A 17,856-nucleotide genomic window follows, 5' to 3' on the forward strand; every position below is an offset into this window, starting at 1 on the left:
AATATAATATTAGTGATAAAATGGATGAATCCTTTGAATATGATGAAAATGATTTAAAAGAAATTGAGGAAGGATTAACTATTATTAAATTTCCAGAATTTGATAAAGTATCAGCTAGTGCTCCTGTATTTTATAATCCAAAAATGGAATTTAATAGAGATATTTCTATTTTAGCTCTTCAAACATTTCAAAAAGAACTTAAAGAAGATATTAACATCTGTGATTTGTTTGGTGGAAGTGGAATCAGAGGAGTTAGATATAAAAAAGAAATTGATGGAGTTCAAGATGTAGCTATCAATGATATAAGTAGTTTAGCTAATGAATTTGAAGAAATTAATATTAAGGAAAATAAACTTGAAAACATTGAAATTTATCAAGAAGAAGCTAATGTTCATCTTAGACTTCACAGAGGAGAATTTGATATAATTGATATTGATCCATTTGGAACACCAAGTTTTTTTATAGATTCTGCAAGCTATTCTATTAAGAAAAACTCTCTTTTATGTGTTACAGCTACAGATACATCAGCTCTTTGTGGTACTTATAAGGAACCTTGTATTCGCAAATACAATGCTAAACCTTATAAAAGTGAATATTGTCATGAAACAGGTATAAGGATATTAGCAGGATTTGTAGCTTTAACACTAGCTAAATACAAAAAATATATGGAAATTAAATTAACTCATAGTAGTGAACATTATATGAGGTTATATATTAATGTTAAAAAAGGATCAAAAGAAGCTGATGAATCTTTAAAAAATATTGGTTATATTAGTCATTGTAAACACTGTATTCACAGGGAAATCAATTATGGAATAGCTAGTTCTTTAAAAGATAAATGTGATGAATGTGGTGAAAAATTAATTCATGCAGGACCATTATGGCTTGGAGATATACAAAATAAAAACTTTATAAGTTCTATGATAGCTATTTCAGATAATAAAAAACTTAATACTAAAGACAGAGTTTTAAAACTTTTAAATCAATGTATGGATGAAGCAAATGCACCAGTTACTTTCTATGACATTCATGTTGTCTGTAAAGTTTTAAAAATCAGTGCTCCTAAGTTTGATTTAATTTTGAAAGGGCTTGAAAAAGAAGGATATTTAGCTATTAAAACTCATTATAATCCATTAGGTATTAAAACAAATGCATCTGCTGAAACACTAAAAAATATTGTTAAAAAACTAGCTATTTCTGAATAAATTCTTTAAACTTATTTTTATTCATATTTAAATATAATAAGAAATAAAATCATTAATGTCGTTTATATGACATATTTAAAGGAGTGAAAATATGAATTTAACAGAAATTTTTAAAGATGCAATTACATATCCATCTAAAAATATAAAAATACTTTTAATATTAGGAGTTTTACTTTTAGCTTCACAAATAGTATCAGGTTTAAGAGTTGTCGATACTGAAAATGCACCATTAGGAATTATTTTATCAATACTCACTTTCATAATATCTATTTTTGTCAGTGGTTACTTAGTTAGTGATTTAAAGTCCACTTTAGATTTAAATGATGAAATGCCAGAATTTGATATAAAAAATAATTTCATTGATGGAATAAAATATTTCGTTATTCAACTTGTTTATGCTATTATTATGATAGTTTTACTTATATTATTTATATTATTAGCTTATGTATTTGCAGTGTATTTACAAATTCCAGCATTAGTATTTCTTTTTGCTATTCTTGCTTTATTATCAATTATTGCAGTAGCATTCTTTTCTACAATATCTTATCCTAGATTTGCTGATACTGGTAGTATTGGAGAAGCTTTAAATTTCAAAGAAGTATGGAATGATATAGAAGCAATTGGTAAACTTAATTTACTTTCATGGGTAATATTGCTCTCAGTTTTTATTGGTTTAATGTTATTAGTAATATTTGTTGTAGCTATAGAAATTTTACTAATTGTATCTTATGTAGAAATTTTAACAATTATTTTTGCAGCAATTATTGCATTAGGTATAATATTGCTATTTACACCATTTATTTCATTATTTGAAAACAGAGCTATAGGTTTATTATATCTTGAAAAAGATGATTAAATTTAATCATCTTTATTTTATATTTTTTTTTAATTAATTCAATTTAATTCAATTTAAATATAATAATGTATAAACATTATTTTACAGTTTATATAATATATTAAGATGGAGTGAAAACATGAATTTTACAGAAATTTTTAAAGATGCTTTGAAGTATCCAAGTCAAAATTGGAAAATAGTTTTAATATTGGGTGTTTTATTATTAATACCAGAATTAATTTCTACTGGTGGATCATTAGACTCAACACAACCTTTCTTACCTATATTCGGAGGTATTATTGGTATAATATTGGGAATTTTTGTTAGCGGTTATTTGGTCAGCGATTTAAAGTCAACTATTGAATCAAATGATTCTTTACCTGAAATCGATTTAAGTAATAACATTATTGATGGTTTAAAATATTTAGTTGTTAATATTGTTTATGCTATAATTTATGTGATTTTACTAATGGTATTTGGCTTTTTAATTGTATTTTCTAGTGAGGTAAGTGGAATTTTAGTTGCTATTTTTGGTATTATAGCACTTATACTTGTTATTGCTATAGCTCTTTTTGCATTAATTTCTTATGCTAGACTTGCTGATACTGGTAGTATTGGTGAAGCTTTAAATCTTAAAGAAGTTTGGGAAGATATTAATACAATAGGTATTGGTAATTTAATAACATGGGCATTATTATTAATATTGATTGGAATAGCAGTATTTATCATTTTAATGGTGATTTTTGTTTTAGCTGCATTTATCCCATATCTTTTAATAGTTATAACATTCCTTATATCGTTATTAGTTGCACCATACTTTTCTTTATTTACTAATAGAGCTTTAGGTTTATTATACGCTGAAAGATGATTAAATTTAATCATCTTTTAAACATTTTTTAATTTTCATAGCTATTTTTATTTAGAATAATTTCATTGTTAGATATTAAAATTAAGGGATATCTTATTTTTAACAAAATTCTTATAAATACCGGAACTTCTATTAATTAATAAAATTTTTTAAGAAAAATTTAAAAAACATTAACTTTTTAAATAATAAAAAAGAAATAATCTATATAATAATTTAATTAGATTAAATATATTTTTTTAATCAAATTCAAGGTGTATAAAATATGAACAAAAAAGACGATATTATAAAATTAGATGACACAGATGTGAATATCCTTAAAATTATAAATGAAGACGTCAGGACTTCTTATAGACAAATTTCTCGTAGTTTAGATGTTTCTGTTGGTACAGTTCATAACCGTATTGATAAAATGGTCAAATCTGGTGTAATAAAAAAATTTTCACCTGTTATTGATCACAGAAAACTTGGCTTTGTTCTTACAACAATTATTGGTGTAAGAGTAAAAGGTGGTAAACTCAAAAATTGGGAAGATAAAACTTCTTTTAATAAAAATGTAGTTGGTATTTATGATGTTACTGGTGAATATGATGCATTTTTAATAGCTAAATTCAAAGATACTGATGAATTAAATACATTTATTAAAGAATTATTAAAAGACCCTATTATTGAAAGAACATACACTCAAACAGTATTAGATGTTGTAAAAGAAGATATGGGTTCATCTAATATTTTATAATTAATTGAGGATTAAATCTAAAAGATGATGCTATGAACGATATGAGAATGAAACAAGCACAAGATTTAATTCATAAAGCAACAAAAAAATCTAATAATGGAATATTTTTTAATGAGGCAGATTCTGGAAATATTGATGTTAAATTATCAGAATCTACATTAAAAAATATTATAAAATCTGAAGAATTTATTTTTAATGCATTACCTGATCATTTTCTCTCTAAAGAAGATGCTGTTAAATATACAGATATTTTAATAGATGCAAGAAATTCTATTGATGCTCAGTTAATGAATTTTAATGTATTAAATAAAGAAATAGATGAAATTAATATAGATGAAATAACATCTAATATTCTTTTTTTAACTACAAAAAATAATTTTAAAAAATCACTTAAAAAATTAGGTGTAGATGTTCAAAGAATTATTGTTGCAGACACTCCTCTTTTAATAGAGGACATGAAAGAAATTAATCCCCAAATTCCTGATGCAGCTTTAAAAGGCATTGAGAAAAAAATCGAACATGTGCATAATGACATAGATCGTAAAAAATCATCATTAAATCCTTCAAAAATCATTGTATTAGCTGAAAAAGATATTAATGGAAATTTGCTCCGAAAAAGATCTGAAAAGATGTATGATGCTAAAACATATCTAAGGGATAATTTAAAGGATTTAACTGAAGAAGAACTTAAAGAAATTGTTGAAAATAGCTAATTTTACAATTTTATTTTTTTATTTATTTTTAATTAATAATTATTAAGAAAGAGGTTTTAATATGAATGTTTGTTTTCCAGATACACAAGATGACACTCCTAGAATTCCCATTGAATTAAATAGAGTTGGTGTTACTGGTGTAAAAAAATTACTTAGGATTGAAAGAATTAATAAAAGACCTATAATTTTATTACCTACTTTTGATGCATTTGTAGATTTACCAAATGATCAAAAAGGCATTCACATGTCAAGAAGTCCTGAAGCTATTAGTGAAGTTATGGAAGACGTGACTAAAAATTCGGCTCTTGAAGTAGAAACTATCTGTGCTGAAATTGTTAATAAGATGATGCAAAAACACGAATATGCTAAACGTGTTGAAGTTCATATGACTTCCGATTATATGCATATTAGGGAATCTCCAGCAACAAAAAACAAAACACAAGAAGTTTCAAAACTTAAAGCAAAAGCTATAGGTTACAGGGAAGATGGTCAAATAAAAATCCAAAAAATGATTGGTGCTGAAGTTATTGGAATGACTGTTTGTCCTTGTGCTCAAGAATCTGTTAAAGAAGCAGATAAATCTAAGCTATTAGAATTTTTAGATGAGCAAACTACTGAAAAAGTATTAAATACTGTAACTTTTGCTTCTCATAATCAAAGAGGAATTGGTACTCTCTTAATTGAAGTTCCTGAAAACGAGGTTATTAAAGCAGAAGATATTATGTCCATTGTTGAAAAGGCAATGAGTTCTCCAGTGTATGAACTTTTAAAACGTCCTGACGAGAACGCTGTTGTTATGAATGCTCATGAAAAACCTGTTTTTGTTGAAGATTGTGTTAGAAATATGATGGAAGGAATTCTTGAAAACTTTTATCATTTACCTGATGATACGGTTATTACTGCAAAACAAATAAATGAAGAAAGTATTCACAGACATAATGCTTATGCTGAGAAAAACACTACAATGAAAGAATTAAAAGAAGAATTAAATATAAAAAGTGATGACTAATGGTTCAATTACATAAAACTGCTTCTAAAGTAATGGATTTTTTTGAAAGTTTTAAAGGATCAAGGCCAGCATTAAATGTAGATAAACTTTTAGTTGTTAGAAGTCAATCTAGGCAAAATTTTCCTTTAGATGAAATGGAATCTAAACTCGACGAAGTTGGAAAAATAATTGGTGGTAAGGAAGTAGATCCAATCTCTAATGAGGCAAAAGATATTTTAAATGAAATGGATGAAATTTTAAGAAATAGTATGGAAATTTCAGGTTCAGTTGATGCAAATGGATTTATGAGAATGAAAAATGATTTAGAAACTATGGGTCTTCAAACTGAATTTAAAATTTTTGCTTTAAAACATTCCAATGCAGTAATAGCTATATGGAAAGATAGATCTGGTATTGGCCCACTATATGTTGAAGTTACAATATGTGATAATGGTAAATAGCTGATTAAAAATGATTAATATTTCTATTGATGATAAACAATCTTTAATAGATTTTTTAAATATTAAAGGTAAGGATTTTATTGAGATATTTAACTTAATAAAATCTATTGATTTTAAAAAAGAAATTACTTATTCTAAAAATGTTTTTATACCTTTAACTGAAGTTTGTAAAAATGACTGTGGTTATTGTAGTTTTAAAAAAGAAGCTACAGATGAAAATGCAATCATATTAAAAAATAAAGAAGAAATTCTTTCTATTTTAAAAGAAGCTGAAAAATATGGTTGTAAGGAAGCACTTTTTGCATTTGGTGAAGATGCAGATTCTAATGAAATTGTTAAAAATAAACTTAATGAATTAGGATATTCTAATATGGTCGATTATATTTATGATATATGTAAGTCAACTTTAAATGAAACTAATTTACTTCCTCATACTAATGGTGGAAATTTTTCATTTGATGATTTAGAAAAACTTAAAAGTGTTAATGTTTCTATGGGTTTAATGTTAGAAAATTCATCTAATCGTTTAATGGATACTATAGCACACGTAAAAAGTCCTGGTAAAGATCCAAATTTAAGATTAGAAACAATATCTAATGCAGGCAAACTTAAAATACCTTATACTACAGGAATATTAATTGGTATAGGGGAAACAAAAGAAGAAATTGTTGATTCCTTACTTGAAATTAAAAAAATCTCAGATAAATATGGTCATATTCAAGAGATTATTATTCAAAATTTCACTCCTGTACCTGGAATAGCTATGGAAAATTACTCTGAACCAAGTCTTTTTGATATGATACGTACTGTAGCTCTTGCTAAATTTATTTTTAAAAACAGTGATATTTCTATTCAAGTACCACCAAATTTAAACTATAATACTTCTCAAATATTTTTATTATGTGGATGTGATGACTGGGGAGGAGTATCTCCTTTATCAAAAGATTATGTAAATCCTGATTCTCCATGGCCTACTTTAGATTATCTAGAAAAATTAACTATTGATGCAGGATATGTTTTAAAAGAAAGATTAGCTATTTATGATAAATATATTAATAATGAATGGTTAGATGAAGATCTTTTAGGCAAATTTAATTAATTCTTGCATCAACTACAATATGACTAACTCCTGGAGAATATTTTTTAATTTTTTGAATATTAATTAATTCAACCTCTCTATCATTAGCTATTTTTTTAATTCTATCAAAAGGACGACTTTCTATTAATTTATCTGGAACAGTTTCATGATAATGAATTATTCCTCCTTTTTTTAAACTATTAATGCCAGATTCAAGATAATAATGTGTAGTTTTAACATATCCCATTAATACTCTATCTACTTTAAAATTATTAGATTCTATTTTAGAGTCTCCAAGAATAGCTTCTACATTACTTAAATTATTTAACTTAATATTTTCTTTTAAATAGCTATAAGATTCTGGATTAATTTCAATGGAGTAAATTTCACTTGCTTTTGAGTGAACTCCAATAGGAATTGAAAAATAACCTATACCTGCAAACATATCTAATATTGTTTCATTTTCTTTAACTTCTTTTGCAATTCTAAGTCTTTCATTAGTATTTCCTTTAGACCACATAACTTTAGATAAATCTAATTTAAATAAGCATCCATTTTCTTTATGAATTGTTTCTGTATTAGAACCTTTTAAAAGTTTAATAATAGGTTGTCTTTTTGTTCCTTGTATATTATTTATTTGAATTATTGATTCTGCATTATTTTTTAATAATAATTCATCTAAATATTCTTCAGATAAATTTTCTTCTTTTTTATCCAAAATTAAGATTTTTCCTATTTTTTTCCACTTCATTTTCGATTTTCCCTTTAAAAAATAATTATAATTATAAATTAATAGAAAAGATTATATATAGTTAAGAATATATAATAAGATTAGTTAGTAAAAAAACTAACATTTGATTCTGATTTTAATAAAATTTATTATTTTTTTATTATAACAATAGCTTATTTGAATATTAAATTAATTAATTATTACGCTTTATGGTAATTTACACGAGGTGGATTATATGAAAGATAAAATATTAGAAGGTACAACTACAGTAGGAATAACCTGCAAAGATGGAGTTGTATTTGCAAGTGAAAGAAGAGCTAGTATGGGCAATTTAGTGGCTCATAAAGTAGCTGAAAAGATTTTCAAAATAGATGATCATATTGCAACCACAATTGCTGGATCAGTTGCTGGTGCACAAAATTTAATGAAAATTATTAGTGCTGAAGTATCATTATATAGAATGAGAAATGGAGCACCTATTAATATAGAAGCAGCAGGATCATTAGCTGCAAATATTTTAAGTTCTAATCCAATGTATGTACAAACATTACTTGGTGGTGTTGATGAGAAAGGACCTGCAATATATTCATTAGACCCTGCAGGAGGTATGATTAAAGATACTTTTATTTCAACTGGATCTGGTTCAACCTTTGCATATGGTGTTTTAGAAGATAGGTTCCATGAAGATATTGATGTGGATGAAGGAATTGATTTAGCTATTAGATCTATCAAATCAGCAACAGAACGTGACACTTATTCTGGAAACGGATATTTAGTTGCTAAAGTTGATGAAAATGGCTTTAAAATGTTAGATAATGAAGAAGTCGAGGAAAGATTGAAAAATATGAATTTATAAATTCTATTTTTTTTACTTTTTTTTATTGTATTACTTAACTAATTTTATTTTAAAAACTTATTTTAAATATTATCTTTTTTAGGTTAATACTATTTTTATATACTTATTTTTTGAAGGGATTATATGACCTCAGAGATACTAGAAGATACAAAAAAAACAATAATGAAAAAACTACCTGATGATGCACAAGTGGCCAAAGTTGAATTTGAAGGTCCAGAAGTAGTTATTTATACTAAAAATCCAGAAATAATAACAGAAAATGGAGACCTTATTAGAAATTTAGCAAAAGATATTAGAAAAAGAATTATTATTCGTTCTGATAAATCTGTTTTGTTAGATCCTGAGAAGACCATTGATAAAATTCATGAAATTGTTCCTGAAGGAGCAGAAATTACAAATATTTATTTTGATGATATTACTTGTGAGGTTGTAATAGAAGCTAAAAAACCAGGTCTTGTTATAGGTAAATATGGAGCTACCTCAAGAAAGGTTGTAAAAAATACTGGTTGGGCTCCAAAAATTTTAAGAACTCCTCCTATTTCATCTGAAATCATAGGTAAAGTTAGAACTATTTTAAAAAATAATAGTAAAGAAAGGAAAAAGACTTTACAAGAATTAGGAAGAAGAATTCATCAAGGAACTAAATATGAGAGCGATTGGGCAAGAGTAACTTCTATGGGTGGTTTTAAAGAAGTTGGAAGATCTTGTATGCTTTTACAAACACCAAATAGTAGAGTTTTATTAGATTGTGGTGTTAATGTAGCAGCTCCTGATGATAAAGGATCTTATCCTTATCTTAATGTTCCGGAATTTTCTATTGATGAGTTGGATGCAGTAATTATTTCTCATGCTCACTTAGATCACTGTGGATTTTTACCTTATTTATATCATTATGGATATGAGGGGCCAGTTTTCTGTACTACTCCTACAAGAGATTTAATGACATTATTACAATTAGATTATATTGATATTGCTCACAGAGAAGATAATCCTTTACCTTTTAATGTTAAACATGTTCAAAAAAGTATCAAACATACTATTACTTTAGATTATGGTGAAGTAACTGATATTTCTCCTGATATTAGATTAACATTCCATAATGCGGGACATATTTTAGGTTCTGCAATGAGTCATATGCATATTGGTGATGGTCAACATAATTTAGTTTATACTGGAGATTTTAAATATGAAAGAAGCAGGCTTTTAGAACCTGCAACTAATAGATTCCCTCGTGCTGAAACTGTTATTATGGAAAGTACTTATGGTGGTCATGAAGATGTACAACCTTCAAGAAATTCAGCTGAAAAGGAAATGATGAAAACAATCTATAAAACTTTAAAAAGAGGCGGAAAAGTTTTAGTACCAGTTTTTGCAGTTGGAAGAGCTCAAGAATTAATGGTTGTTTTAGAAGAATATATGCGTCATGGTATGATTGATGAGGTACCTATATACATTGATGGTATGATTTGGGAAGCTACAGCTATTCATACTGCTCGTCCAGAATATTTAAGTAAAGATTTAAGAGATCAAATATTCCATATGGGTAGAAATCCTTTTATTTCTGATGCATTTCATAAAGTTCAAAATATTAATCAAAGAATGGAACTGGTTGAAGGTGAACCTTCTATTATATTATCTACTTCTGGTATGTTAACTGGAGGTAATTCTGTTGAATACTTTAAATGGTTATCTGAAGATGAAAGAAATACTTTAATCTTTGTTGGTTATCAGTCCGAAGGATCTTTAGGGCGTAGGATTCAAAAAGGATGGAAAGAAGTTCCTCTCCAAGATGAAGGAAAAACTAAAGTATTTAATGTTAAAATGGAAATTAAAACAATCAATGGATTTAGTGGACATTCAAATAGACGTCAATTAATGGAATATGTAAAAAGGTTAAATCCTAAACCTGAAAAGGTTATTACTTGCCATGGTGATCCTTATAAGGCAGTAGATTTAGCTTCTAGTATTCATAGAAGTTTTAAAATTGAAACTAAAACTCCAATTAATTTAGATAGTACTCGTATTCAATAAGAAAATAATTAAATTATAACTTACATATATTATTATAAAAAAAAGAAAGGTGTGTCAATGGTTACATATTCACAATCTGGTGTTGATATTAGTTTAGAAGAAGATACTGTTTCTAAAATAGCATCAAAACTTAAGTCAACTCTCAAATTTAGAGATATTATCACTGATAGTGGTCATTATGCTGCATTAGTTCGTTTAGGCGATAAAGCTATAGCTATGAGTACTGATGGTGTAGGTAGTAAAATTTTAATAGCTGAAATGCTTGATAAATATGATACAATTGGTATTGATTGTATTGCGATGGTTGTAAATGATATTTTATGTGTTGGAGCAGAACCAATTGCTTTAGTAGATTATTTGGCTGTTGAAACTCCTAATCCTGAAACTGCAGCTGAAATAGCTGATGGCCTTGTAAAAGGTGCAGAATTATCTAAAATATCTATTATTGGTGGTGAAACAGCTTCCTTACCTGATATTATCAATGGCCTAGATTTAGCAGGAACTGGTATTGGATTTGTAGATGTTGATAAAATCATTACTGGTGAGAATATAAGTTCTGATGATGTTTTAATAGGTATTAAAAGTAATGGAATCCACAGTAATGGTTTAAGTTTAGCTAGAAAAGCTATTCTTGATAAAGGTGGATTTGATATTAATGATAAAATGCCTAATTCTGATTTAACTATTGGTGAAGAATTACTTAAACCTACAGAAATATATGTTGAACCTATTGTTAGTTTATTAAAAAAGGATTTTAATATTAAAGGTTTAGCTCATATTACTGGTGGAGGATTTACTAATTTAAATCGCCTTAAAGATGGTGTTGGTTTTAATATAAATAATTTACCTGAACCTCATGAAATATTTAAATTAATATATAATCAAGGCATTTCTATAGAAGAAATGTATAAAGTATTTAATATGGGAATTGGCTTTGTTATTATAGCTGATAGTAAAGATGTTGATGATATATTAAATCATTTAGATAATGCTTATAAAATAGGAAATGTAATTTCTGAAAATAAAATTTTAATTAAAACCTTTGAAGGAAAAGAAATTGAATATTAGGGAGAGATATTAATGAAGATTTCAAGTAAAAATGAATACAAACTTGTAAAGGAAATATTAACTAATTTGGGAGTTAATGAAGAAGATTGTAAGATTGTTGCTGAAGCTACTTTAGATGCTGATTTAAAAGGTTTTACATCACATGGATTAGGCAGATTTAAACAATATATTGAAGGAATTGCAAATAAAAATATCTCTCTTAAAGATGATATAACTATTGAAAAAGAAACTCCAGCTATTGCGCTCATTAATGGGAATAATGGGTTTGGTCAAGCAATTGCATATAAAGCAATGAAATTAGCTATTAAAAAAGCTAAAGAAGTAGGTATTGGTTGTGTAGGTACTCATAATGCTAATCATTTTGGTGTAACTGGATATTATTCTGATTTAGCTATTAGAGATGATGTAATTGGTATTGTAATGGCTAATACTGAGCCTGCTATGGCTCCTTTAGGTGCTAGTAAACCATTATTAGGTACTAATCCTTTAGCTATTGGAATTCCTGCTGATAAAACTTATATTGCATTAGACATGGCTACTTCTGCTACTGCTAGGGGTAAATTATTAGAATGTAAAAGAAAAGGTGAACCAATTCCTCCTAATATGGCATTAGATAAAGAAGGTAATCCTACAACAGATCCAACAAAAGCACTCGAAGGTTCAATTTTACCTTTTGGTATGCATAAAGGATATGGGCTTGCTTTCATGATAGAATTAATGGCTGGACCTCTTGTAAGTGCAGAATATGGTGCTAAAGTTACTGGAACTGCTAATGTTAATGAACCTTGTACAAAAGGGGATTTATTTATAGCTATTGATCCTTCTAAATTTGTTGATTTCGGTACTTTTACATCAGAAGTTGAAGATTTCGTATCTGAAGTTAGAGATTGTGGAAACACTTTTGTTCCTGGAGATTTAGAAGTTACAAGAATTGCTGAAGCTGAAAAAGTTGGAATAAATATTGATTCTAAATTATATGATCAATTAAAAGAAATTTGTGATGAATTAGATATAGATTTAGATGAATATTTAGAAAATTAATTATATATTTTTTTAAAATAGGTGATTGTAGATGTATGAAACATTAACTTTTACAGGAGGAGTTCATAAAAGTGATGAGCTTAAAGAACTCATAGAAGATTTAGGAGGAATTATTCTCCAAGAAAATATTTTACAATCTGAACTAGTCATAAATATGGCAGTTCCATTAGATGATGTAGAAAAAATTGAAGAAAAATCAAAAGAACTCCTTGCTAAGTTAACATCTGCTCCTATGGCAGGATGTGAAATAGCTATTGTTTCACCAACTCTTGCAAGACACCACCTTCCTCATTCTGCTTGTGATATTTCAGAATACTTACGTAAATTTGGTGCTAAAGACAATATGATTGGTCTAGCACGAGGTGATGGTAAAGGAACTGCAGGAATTACTGAAGATGAAAAAAAACTTATTGAAGAACACGATTTAGCTATTTTTGCATTAGGCAGTTTTAAACAATGTATTTTAGATAAGTCTTTTTTATATGATGATATTGATATTCCAGTTGTTGTAACTGGTGCTCCTGAAATTGCACTTGATGAGATGCCTAGTGTAGATGCTTATGTAGATAATTTAGGAAGAATTCCTCGTAGATTACGTCGAGGTAATGATATTAGGGCATTAAAAAAATTGGTTGAAGTTGTTGAAGATGTTTTAAATAATAAAAAAAGGGAATTAATTAATGATCCTCCGCTTGTACCACCAATTATTGTTAAAAATGCTATAGAAAATCAAATTCCTGCAATTAAAGATTCTATTTCTCCTACTCCTGTAACAAGTCAATTAGATGGTGTAAGAGTTAAACTTGACTATGATAAATATCATGAAGATATTGAAAATGTTGTAGTAGATAATAAAAAATTAAAAGACATTGCAGATATTAAAAAATCTCTAATGTATGATTATATTTTAGTTAAAATATATAATGAAAGTTCTTTAGTAGAGAACTCCTAATTTATTTTTTTCATTCCAAAGAAGTTAATAGCTTCAACTAATTGATTAAATTGTTCTAATTCTCTTTCAATAACATTTTCATCAGTTAAAGTACCACTTAGTTCTCCATCAACACTTAATGTATCAGGACCTCTACCAATTACTCTATCTACTCCATCAGCACAAAGTATTTCCTCAGCATCTATTTGATGAACAAAGGATCTACCAGGCAATATTACACTTTCCTTTAAATCAGATAAATCAATAGCTTCTAAATCTTCTTTTGTAATTAAACAAGCTATTTCTTTTTCAACTGGTACAACATTAACATTATCATCACTAATTTTATTAAATACTTTAGTTAAATAAGGACTAGCTATTTTTGATGAAATTATTGTAGCTTCACCAGTTATTTCTTGAATAAATTGTAAAAACACTTCATTTTCTTTTTTACTAATTGCAAAAGGCGCACCAGTTTCGGGATCACACACAGGAGTTCCAGTTACTCTAAGATTATATTCTGAATTTATTCTTTTTACTAATTCTTCAAATTCTTCTACTGTTTGTGATTCATGATCTTTAAGTAAAGGTTCATTTCCTAAAATTAATCCTTCATTAAAAGTATTTGCAAATCTCATTAAGATTAATGCTTCAGCTCCCCAGTTTTCTAATGATTCACAAGTATTTCTTAAAATATCTCCATCATTTACTCCAGGTATTATTACTGATGCAGCATGCAATTCTGTATTTTCTGCAAAGAGTTTACATATATCTAATGAAACTTCTGGAGTAGAATCTCTAATCCATTCTTTTCTTAAGTTAGCATCATTTGCAAAAATAGTAAATGTTACCTCATCAACACCATTATTTATTAATTTAGAACCAATTTTTACATCTTTAATTCCTTTTCCACTAGTATATCCTAAATGAATTGGAAGAGATAATTGATTTAATCCTTGTGTTATATCTTCTAAATAAGGGTAACAACTAACATCTCCTCCACCAGTAATATTTGCTTTTACATCACCACTATGTGGGCTCATCATTAATGTGTTTTGAACAGAGGTGATTACCTCAAATGGTGTTTTAAATTCTCCTACTTGTTCACTAACCCCTTTTGTGCATCTTTCACAACCTATTTTTCCAGGAAGGCAATTGGAACAACCAAATGTTTTCATTTCTTGGACTTTTTTAAAATAACAATATTTGCAGAAACCATCACAATCTTTTCCTGGTATTCCACCAATATCAGCTACAATTTGCATAACTAGTTTTTTGTATATTATTCTATAAAAATTTATTTTATTTTTATTATTTTTTAATGATAAAATGCTAATTAATTTTTCTAAAAAATAATAATTTTTTATACAAAAATTATTACGATATATAATTATCAATAATTTGGTGATTTTAATATATTATTTCTATTTTTTTCATTATTTTTTATTTTCTCATTATTTTTCTTCGTCTATTAATCACTATTTCTTTAAATTGTTCATTTAATTTTTTATTATCTTTAATAATGCTGGATTTTCAACAAAATATTTTAATTTTTATTATTTTTTAATTATAATTTCAAATCAGATTATTTAATCATTTTAATTAAATTAATTTAATTATTTTAATCTAAAACACCTATAATGAAAGTTTCCTAAGTATTACTTTTTTCACTCATTATCTTAAAAAATCGTGATTTGGTCATTATTTATAAGCTTTTCTAATTGTTTCTAAAAATAATATTTATATTATATCTTTATTAAAATAAAATTTGTATACCATATGGCTGGATATTGCAATAACTTGCTTTGTAGCTTTCTCAAATATGAATTAAAAATTCTTATTCATCTTTGGGCGGTATATTATAACATTCTATTTATTTAGGAGGGAAAAAATGGCAAAATTTGATGATAAGGTCGATTTATACGACGATAGAGGTTCATTAGCTGCTTCTAATGTTCCTATTGAAGCTTTAAGTCCACTTAGAAATTCTGCAATTCAGAACATCATTACTGGTGTTAAAAGAACTGTAGCTGTGAACTTAGAGGGCATAGAAAGCGCTGTCAAAACTGGTTCTGTCGGTGGAGCTAAATCTAAGATCTTAGGAAGAGAATTAGATCTTGATATTGTAGGTAATGCAGATGCAATTGCTGCATCTTTAAAATCTATGATTCAAATATCTGAAGGTGACGATACAAAAGTAGAAGCTATTTCAGGCGGTAAAAGATTGTTGGTACAAGTACCTACAAAAAGAATTGATGCTGCAGCTGAATATTCTGTTGCAACATTAGCTACTTCTACTGCTTTAGTACAATCTATTATTGATCTTTACGACGAAGTAGATATTTACAATGCAAATTATGTAAAAGCAGCAATTTTAGGAAGATACCCACAATCTGTTGATTATATGGGCGGTAATATTGCTACTATGTTAGATATTCCACAAAAACTCGAAGGTGCAGGTTATGCATTAAGAAATGTTGGAGCTAACCACTTTGCAGCTGCTACTTTAAAAAACAGTTTCCAAGCTACTGCTTTAGCATCTATCTTCGAACAAACTGCTATGTTTGAAATGGGAGATGCTGTCGGTGCTTTTGAAAGAATGCATTTATTAGGTCTTGCTTACCAAGGTATGAACGCAGACAATATGGTTTATGAATTAGTAAAAGATAACGCTGAAGGAACCGTTGGATCTATTGTTCAAGATACCATTGCAAAAGCTGAAGCAGATAAAATTATCGCTTCCCAAAAAGACTTAAACGGATTCACTATGTATGATACTGATGATGCAGCTAAATGGAATGCATATGCTGCTGCAGGTGCTACTGCTGCTACTATGGTAAACATTGGTGCAGCTCGTGCTGCTCAAGGTGTACCTTCAACTTTATTATACTTCAATGATAATATTGAATTCGCAACTGGTTTACCAAGTCTCGACTTCGGTAGAGCTGAAGGGGTTGCTGTAGGATTTTCATTCTTCAGTCACTCAATTTACGGTGGAGGAGGCCCAGGTCTCTTTAATGGTAACCACGTTGTAACCAGACACAGTAAAGGATTCTGTATTCCTTGTGTTGCTGCAGCTATGTGTTTAGATGCAGGTACACAATTGTTCTCTCCAGAAAAAACTTCTGGATTAATTAAAGAGGTATACAGTAAAGTAGATGAATTTAGAGAACCTCTCAAATATGTTGCTTTAGCAGCTGATGAAATTAAAGGTGACATCTAATTTTATTAATTTATTCTGTATTTATCAATGAGGTTTAATAATGGATATTGAAATATTTCCAATGAGAGTTCTAGGTTCGGATACAACAGAAAAAATCTTAAATGATTTAGAATCTCTTGACGACGTTAAAAGAACTGTTATACAAGGTCCTAGATTTCCAAATGAAGAAACTTTACCTCCTCAATATAGAGAACGTAAGGTTATTCATGTAAATGGAAATGATATTACATTAAAAGTTAAAACTGGTAGAATTTTTGTTGAATTGACTATGGAATCAACTATTGATGAAATAGAAAAGATTTGCGAAAAATATATTCCTTTTGGATTTGAAATTAATCAAAACAAAGCTAATTATATTAGGAAACAACGAACTGTTTCTGATAATATTAAATATGGAGATGCTGAGTTACCTGATGAATTAATTGGGATGACTGATCAGTACTCTAAGTTTGATGATAATGTTTCAATTTTAAGAAAAGATGATTTAGATTAATATGATTGGAAGATGTACTCACGTTGTAGATTGTAGGGAAACAAGAGGTATGGGTGATGGAGGAGGAATTGCTCAACGAGGCACATTTGCCGAATGTGGCACCGATGTCTTAGCAGTTGCAATGTCTCCAGGTCGTAGACACATTACAAAACCTGTTTGTGAAATTACTTTTGCTTTACGTGAAGCTAACATTTTAACTAGTACTATGGTATTAAACTCTGGTGCTGGTGTTCCTCATGATGCCCCTGCTGCAGGGGGAGGTAGTTTATTTGGTTTGACCGAAAAAGAAATCGATCAAATGAATAAATTTAAACTTCTTGTTGTTCATTTGGGTGGAGTTAAAAATCATATTATATATAAAGCTAGATTAATCTTAAGGAATGTAAATAAACCGTTTGTTATTATATGCGAATATCCTGTTGATTGGGAAGATTTTGCAAGAATTGGAGTTAAAACATCTAAAGTTATGCCTGAAGATGTTAAAACTCAAGGAATTATTGTAAACACTATTAATGGTGTTATTCGTGGAGAAACTGCTCCTCAAGATAAATTAGATGAGATTATTAGAAAAGTTAAATTAGCATTAGGAGATGCATGAT

At 27.9% G+C, this 17,856-nt stretch carries 18 protein-coding genes; 16 read left to right on the forward strand and 2 right to left on the reverse strand.

Annotation, left to right across the window (positions count from 1 at the left end; all coding sequences use genetic code 11):
- Window positions 1-20 precede the first annotated feature (20 nt).
- From ACA134_RS01835 to cofG, 8 genes are all read left to right on the forward strand, one after another.
- The gene (locus ACA134_RS01835) at window positions 21-1,205 is read left to right on the forward strand and encodes a tRNA (guanine(10)-N(2))-dimethyltransferase (RefSeq protein WP_409200481.1); all 1,185 of its coding nucleotides are present in this window, start codon (window positions 21-23) and stop codon (window positions 1,203-1,205) included.
- 91 nt (window positions 1,206-1,296) lie between these two features.
- Window positions 1,297-2,061: a DUF4013 domain-containing protein gene (locus ACA134_RS01840; protein ID WP_409200482.1), complete on the forward strand. Its 765-nt coding sequence runs from the start codon at window positions 1,297-1,299 to the stop codon at window positions 2,059-2,061.
- Window positions 2,062-2,179: 118 nt separating this feature from the next.
- On the forward strand, window positions 2,180-2,908 hold the full coding sequence (locus ACA134_RS01845) for a DUF4013 domain-containing protein (RefSeq protein ID WP_409200483.1): 729 nt from the start codon (window positions 2,180-2,182) through the stop codon (window positions 2,906-2,908).
- A gap of 262 nt (window positions 2,909-3,170) precedes the next feature.
- On the forward strand, window positions 3,171-3,644 hold the full coding sequence (locus ACA134_RS01850; protein WP_409200484.1) for an Lrp/AsnC family transcriptional regulator: 474 nt from the start codon (window positions 3,171-3,173) through the stop codon (window positions 3,642-3,644).
- 32 nt (window positions 3,645-3,676) lie between these two features.
- Complete coding sequence (locus ACA134_RS01855) at window positions 3,677-4,357, forward strand: DUF2100 domain-containing protein (protein WP_409200485.1); 681 nt, start codon at window positions 3,677-3,679, stop codon at window positions 4,355-4,357.
- A gap of 61 nt (window positions 4,358-4,418) precedes the next feature.
- Entirely contained in the window at window positions 4,419-5,366 is a 948-nt protein-coding gene (gene mptA, locus ACA134_RS01860) for a GTP cyclohydrolase MptA (RefSeq protein ID WP_409200486.1), read from the forward strand.
- Entirely contained in the window at window positions 5,366-5,806 is a 441-nt protein-coding gene (locus tag ACA134_RS01865; protein WP_409200487.1) for a DUF2120 family protein, read from the forward strand. Before mptA ends, ACA134_RS01865 begins: the two co-directional genes overlap by 1 nt.
- A gap of 10 nt (window positions 5,807-5,816) precedes the next feature.
- Complete coding sequence (gene cofG / locus ACA134_RS01870; RefSeq protein WP_409200488.1) at window positions 5,817-6,905, forward strand: 7,8-didemethyl-8-hydroxy-5-deazariboflavin synthase subunit CofG; 1,089 nt, start codon at window positions 5,817-5,819, stop codon at window positions 6,903-6,905.
- On the opposite strand, the gene ACA134_RS01875 is transcribed toward cofG, so the two are convergent.
- Window positions 6,898-7,635 carry a class I SAM-dependent methyltransferase gene (locus ACA134_RS01875; protein ID WP_409200489.1) on the reverse strand — a complete coding sequence of 246 codons (738 nt, stop codon included), beginning with the start codon at window positions 7,633-7,635 and terminating at the stop codon, window positions 6,898-6,900. The genes cofG and ACA134_RS01875 overlap by 8 nt on opposite strands.
- Window positions 7,636-7,849: 214 nt before the next feature.
- On the opposite strand from ACA134_RS01875, the gene psmB reads away from it, so the two are divergent.
- The 5 genes from psmB to ACA134_RS01900 all read left to right on the forward strand — a co-directional run bounded on the left by psmB (window position 7,850) and on the right by ACA134_RS01900 (window position 13,562).
- Window positions 7,850-8,470: an archaeal proteasome endopeptidase complex subunit beta gene (gene psmB, locus ACA134_RS01880; RefSeq protein ID WP_409200490.1), complete on the forward strand. Its 621-nt coding sequence runs from the start codon at window positions 7,850-7,852 to the stop codon at window positions 8,468-8,470.
- A gap of 123 nt (window positions 8,471-8,593) precedes the next feature.
- A complete protein-coding gene (locus ACA134_RS01885; RefSeq protein WP_409200491.1) occupies window positions 8,594-10,501 on the forward strand; it encodes a beta-CASP ribonuclease aCPSF1 in 1,908 nt (635 codons plus the stop codon).
- Between the two features lie 57 nt (window positions 10,502-10,558).
- The gene (gene purM / locus ACA134_RS01890) at window positions 10,559-11,569 is read left to right on the forward strand and encodes a phosphoribosylformylglycinamidine cyclo-ligase (RefSeq protein WP_409200492.1); all 1,011 of its coding nucleotides are present in this window, start codon (window positions 10,559-10,561) and stop codon (window positions 11,567-11,569) included.
- Between the two features lie 12 nt (window positions 11,570-11,581).
- Complete coding sequence (gene comC / locus ACA134_RS01895) at window positions 11,582-12,610, forward strand: L-sulfolactate dehydrogenase (protein ID WP_409200493.1); 1,029 nt, start codon at window positions 11,582-11,584, stop codon at window positions 12,608-12,610.
- Between the two features lie 31 nt (window positions 12,611-12,641).
- Complete coding sequence (locus ACA134_RS01900; RefSeq protein WP_409200494.1) at window positions 12,642-13,562, forward strand: methanogenesis marker 7 protein; 921 nt, start codon at window positions 12,642-12,644, stop codon at window positions 13,560-13,562.
- Here ACA134_RS01900 and mmp10 read toward each other — a convergent pair.
- Window positions 13,559-14,806: a methyl coenzyme M reductase-arginine methyltransferase Mmp10 gene (gene mmp10, locus ACA134_RS01905; RefSeq protein WP_409200495.1), complete on the reverse strand. Its 1,248-nt coding sequence runs from the start codon at window positions 14,804-14,806 to the stop codon at window positions 13,559-13,561. The two genes, ACA134_RS01900 and mmp10, sit on opposite strands and share 4 nt — an antisense overlap.
- Window positions 14,807-15,432: 626 nt before the next feature.
- Between mmp10 and mcrB the strand changes: the two genes are divergently transcribed.
- From mcrB to mcrC, 3 genes are read left to right on the forward strand one after another with little or no spacing between them, the layout of a single operon-like run.
- Entirely contained in the window at window positions 15,433-16,764 is a 1,332-nt protein-coding gene (gene mcrB, locus ACA134_RS01910) for a coenzyme-B sulfoethylthiotransferase subunit beta (RefSeq protein WP_409200496.1), read from the forward strand.
- A gap of 40 nt (window positions 16,765-16,804) precedes the next feature.
- A complete protein-coding gene (gene mcrD, locus ACA134_RS01915) occupies window positions 16,805-17,257 on the forward strand; it encodes a methyl-coenzyme M reductase operon protein D (RefSeq protein WP_409200497.1) in 453 nt (150 codons plus the stop codon).
- 1 nt (window position 17,258) lies between these two features.
- Window positions 17,259-17,855, forward strand: coding sequence for a methyl-coenzyme M reductase I operon protein C (mcrC, locus tag ACA134_RS01920; RefSeq protein WP_409200498.1), 597 nt, complete (start codon window positions 17,259-17,261; stop codon window positions 17,853-17,855).
- Window position 17,856: the final 1 nt, after the last annotated feature.

It is taken from the genome of Methanobrevibacter sp. DSM 116169, from assembly GCF_046197865.1.
Lineage (GTDB): Archaea > Methanobacteriota > Methanobacteria > Methanobacteriales > Methanobacteriaceae > JAHKLT01.